General features: G+C 62.5%; 6 protein-coding genes. 3 read left to right on the top strand and 3 right to left on the bottom strand.

The window, feature by feature from the left end; translation table 11 throughout:
• On the bottom strand, positions 1–509 hold a 509-nt coding region (locus AC1DUU_RS25300; protein ID WP_476786124.1), incomplete at its 3' end, for an aldehyde dehydrogenase family protein.
• 11 nt (positions 510–520) lie between these two features.
• The gene (locus tag AC1DUU_RS25295) at positions 521–907 is read right to left on the bottom strand and encodes a 5-carboxymethyl-2-hydroxymuconate isomerase (RefSeq protein WP_476786123.1); all 387 of its coding nucleotides are present in this window, start codon (positions 905–907) and stop codon (positions 521–523) included.
• A 166-nt stretch (positions 908–1,073) separates the two neighbouring features.
• Between AC1DUU_RS25295 and hpaR the strand changes: the two genes are divergently transcribed.
• From hpaR to AC1DUU_RS25280, 3 genes are all read left to right on the top strand, one after another.
• Complete coding sequence (hpaR, locus tag AC1DUU_RS25290) at positions 1,074–1,535, top strand: homoprotocatechuate degradation operon regulator HpaR (protein WP_476786122.1); 462 nt, start codon at positions 1,074–1,076, stop codon at positions 1,533–1,535.
• Positions 1,536–1,634: 99 nt separating this feature from the next.
• Positions 1,635–2,774 carry an RHE_PE00001 family protein gene (locus tag AC1DUU_RS25285; RefSeq protein WP_476786121.1) on the top strand — a complete coding sequence of 380 codons (1,140 nt, stop codon included), beginning with the start codon at positions 1,635–1,637 and terminating at the stop codon, positions 2,772–2,774.
• Between the two features lie 167 nt (positions 2,775–2,941).
• The gene (locus AC1DUU_RS25280; RefSeq protein WP_476786120.1) at positions 2,942–3,349 is read left to right on the top strand and encodes a group II truncated hemoglobin; all 408 of its coding nucleotides are present in this window, start codon (positions 2,942–2,944) and stop codon (positions 3,347–3,349) included.
• A gap of 66 nt (positions 3,350–3,415) precedes the next feature.
• Here the strand turns inward: AC1DUU_RS25280 and AC1DUU_RS25275 are convergent.
• Positions 3,416–4,074 (bottom strand): aspartate/glutamate racemase family protein (locus tag AC1DUU_RS25275; protein WP_476786119.1); only part of this gene is annotated, 659 nt, incomplete at its 5' end.

Raw genomic sequence — 4,074 nt, 5'->3', positions numbered from 1 at the left:
GGCGTATTCCACGGCGTGATGACGCCGACCGGGCCGATCGGCACGCGGGTGGTCATGTTCAGCTGGCCGGGTGCATGCAGCGTGCGGCCATCGCGCGCCTCGGGTGCCTTGTCGGCGTAGTAACGGAAGTTTTCGGCACCGCGCAGTGCTGCCTTGGCCATGAATTTCAGCGACTGGCCGGTGTCCATGCACTCGACGAAGGCGATCTCTTCGGCCCGCTTGACGATGGCATCGGCAATGGCATGCAGCAGCTTCTTGCGTGCGTCACCTGACTGCGCCGCCCAGCCCGGAAAGGCTGCCTTGGCTGCCTTGGCCGCGAGGTCGATGTCGGCGGCCTTGCCGTGCGCTACCTGGGCAAGCGGCTTCAAATCGACCGGGGAGATGGTCTCGAAACTTGTCCCATCGAGTGCCGCCATGGCCTCGCCATTGATGTGGTTGGTTACGCCTACGGACCGGAAGCGCTCGAGATAGGCTTCAGCCTTACGCAGATTGTTTTCGAATTCTGACATGTCGGTTTCCGTCACTTGTTACGCAGGCGCGGGTGGATGGCGTTGTTTTTCCAGCTGAGCTCGGCGTCGATCTCGCGGATCTCGAGGGAAAGCGCGAAATGCGGACTGGCAAAAAGCGGCGCCAGAAACGCGTTCGCGGCCGCGAAGATGGCGGTGCCCGCGCGCTTCTTGTCGTCAGCTGATCGGCCCGCGCCGATCCTGAAACTCATGTCGATGAAGCCATTTTCGGCCACGCGGTCGGCAATCGCATAGGCGTCCGCACCCAGTGCCCGCACTCTGACCGCACCGTGCTCGAACAGGCCGGTGTCTAGGATCGCCTGCGACAGCTGCTCGCACAGCGCCTGGATGTCAACCCGGTCGTCGAGATTGGCTGAATATTCAAGGGTGAGGTGGGGCAAGACGCTTCTTTCTGGTGAGCTGGCGCATCGATATTTAACATGTTAAATAGTTACGCAGCCCGATGTCAAGCATGGTGTTGCGCCGCCATGCTGTTCGGATCCCGCTGGTGGCTGGCGTGCGGCGTTGATCCGTTGTGACCGGACGCAATATCGGGAATAAAGTGAAATGCCTTCCATCAGGAGTTCGTCTTTGCTGCCGCAGAACACCCGACGCTCATTGCCCATGTCGTTGCTGCGCGCGCGCGAAGCGGTGATGGCTCAGTTTCGCCCGATCCTTGCCCAGCATGGCGTCTCTGAGCAGCAGTGGCGTGTCATCCGCGTGTTGGGCGAGCAGAGCCCGCTCGATGCGACGGAACTTGCCGAACGGGCGTCGATACTGGCGCCAAGCTTGACGCGGATCATCAAGGCGCTGGAAGAGCGTAAGCTCATCACGCGCGGCAAGGTCGAGGGCGACGGGCGCCGCGTGATGCTGGCCATCGCGCCCAAGGGGCAAGTGCTGATCGCCGAAGTCGCGCCCGAAAGCAGCGCCATCTATGACGAGGTCCAAAAGCGTATCGGACACGAGCGCTACGAACAGCTGCTCGATTTGCTCGAGGGATTGATCGACCTGGAGAGCCGCAAGGACTGAGCGCTCTGGTTGTTGCAGCTCTCTGTCGTGCGGGCCCCTTGCGCTATAATAAAGTGACGCCCACTATAGCTTCAGTTGCGCTTCGTGTTTAGTTGATCAATGGCTCACGATCTGAACGATTTGCCCCTGACAAGCCTCGTTGGCCCGGCGATGCGGGCGAGCGAAGCGCTAGTGCGCCTCGACGAGCGCATTGCCCGTTCGCCGGTGGGAAAGGGTTTTGTCGAGCGCAGCCATTTTACCGATGCCGCATCGTCGCTGTGGCTCGATGGCGAACTGGTGCATACCGAGGACCTGGTTTTGCATGACGCGCATATGGACTTGCGCGCGCCGACGCACGAACTGACCCGGGCGCATGAGATCCTGCGGCTCAGGCGCCAGATTTTCGGCAACAGGCCCGGTTGGGCGCTGGGCCGCGAGGGCTTTGCCACGCTGTGCGGACGAGGCGCTGCACCCGTGCCGCCAAAACCGCAAGCGCAAGAGGCATCGCGGGAAGTTGGCGATGAGGACGAAGACGACGGCGACAACAGCCTGAGCGCCGAAATGGCCGCGCTCGATGCAGCGCTTGACCGTGCTCAGGCAGTGCTTGAACGGACGCGCGGCGATGGGTTGGCAAACCAGCCGCCCAGGCGTGCCGATGCAGCCCCGGGCCGTAGCTCCGACGACAAAAACCCGCTGATCTATGATGCCGACTGGGACGAGCCGGAGCGGCTTGCGGCCTGGCAGGGAACACTTTCCGAAAGCGAGGGCCTGCCGCCGCTTCTGCGCGCGGCTGTCGTCTTTGACGCCTGGAGCGTGATGGCGCCGCTGCAGCATGCGCCTTGGCTTGGACGCCTGCTTGTTGAAGCGCTGCTGCGCGAGGCCGGAGCGACGACAGCCCATCTGGCGGCACTTTATCTTGGCGCGCGGATCATCCCGCGCGAGAGCAGGCATTCGCGCGACCGCACGACGCGGCTGGTGGCCTTTCTCGACGGCGTCTACGAAACAGCCAGGGCCGGAACAAAGGAACACGACCGGCTGATCCTTGCCAAAACCCAGATGGACAGGCGGCTCAAGGGCCGCCGCTCGACATCGAAATTGCCTCAGCTGATCGAGCTTGTGCTGTCGCGGCCGCTGGTCTCCAGCGGCATGGTCGAAAAGGAGCTGGGTGTGACCACCGCCGGCGCGCTCAATTTGATCGGCGAACTCGACCTGCGCGAGATCACCGGAAGGGGCAGGTACCGCGCCTGGGGCATCATGTGAGCGGTTGCCTGCCTGCGGCGGTGGGACGCGGGTGGCTTAAATCGCTGGCGCTGGTGTCGAAATGAATCGATGCTTTCATCCGGCCGCTTGAGGGATGGCCCGGCGAACGGCGCTTGCAGCCCATGCCAGCAAGACCGCTGCCGCGAAAGCTTCAGGGGAGGATGATCTTGAACGAAAGCCTGCAGCCAAAAGGGCGCTCTCTTTATCTCGAAGTCGGCGGCGAAGAAGCCATCCGTCGCCTCGTCGAGATTTTCTACGACATCGTCGAGCAGGACGAGGATGCGGCACCGTTGCATGTGCTGCACCTTCGCGGCCACGGCGTTGCCCACTCCCGCGAGGAGCAGTTCAATTACCTCTGCGGCTTCTTCGGCGGCCCGAGCTACTACGTCCAGAAGCATGGTCATTCGAGGCTCAAGGAAATCCACGAGCATGTCGAGATCGGCCCCGAATTGCGCGATCTCTGGCTGAAATGCATGCAACGGGCGGTCGAAAAAGCGGGTTTTTCGGACCGCTTCCGCGACCTCGTCATGCGCCATTTTGGATTCGCTGCCGAAACAACGCGCAACCGGGATTAGTTTTGCAGGCAAGGCGTTGGGAGCGCGACCAAACTCAGATCCGCGCTCCTGAGTGCTGCCTTGAGCTCAGCGGGCCGTTCCCACCGGCAGCATGCCGATGATCCGCTCCATCGCACAGGGAATCGGCGCGATGATCGGTGTGTCGAACAGCGGCTGCAATTGCTCGGCCGCCTGCCCGAGTGGACCACCGCCGATGATGACGGCTTCGGCCCCATCGAGATCGATACAATCGCTGACCGCTTGGGCGAGCGATTTTACGAGAAGCTTTTCGTCGCCTGCTACAGCGATAGGGTCACCCGGGGTACACCGGATGCCCGTATAGAGGTGAGCGAGACCTAGATCCAGCGCGCGCTCGGCAATTGCCTCGGCGAGATCGGGCGTCGTGGTGGCGACGCCAAATTTTCGGCCGCCGAGCGAAGCCTCGATCATCGAGGCTTCGCAGATGCCGACGACGGGAATGTCGACGCGTTCCCTGAGTGCCGCCAGGCCGGGATCCCCGAAGGCGCTGACTATGATCCCCAGGCAGTTTTCGTCGTGACCGCAGCCGATCTCGATCACCTGGTCCGCCGATGCCTCAAGCTGCTCGCCGTTGATGATCATCTGCGGGTTGCGGCTGGCGGTGGCAACTGCCACCGCCGTCCGTCCTGTCGCCGTTTTGCGCGCGATCGCATGCATCATGTCGCTTGTTGCATGCGAACTGTTGGGGTTGATCAACAGGATATGTG

This window comes from Aminobacter sp. P4_H6_2, from assembly GCF_056400805.1.
This window is presented reverse-complemented; position numbering and strand designations above follow the sequence as displayed.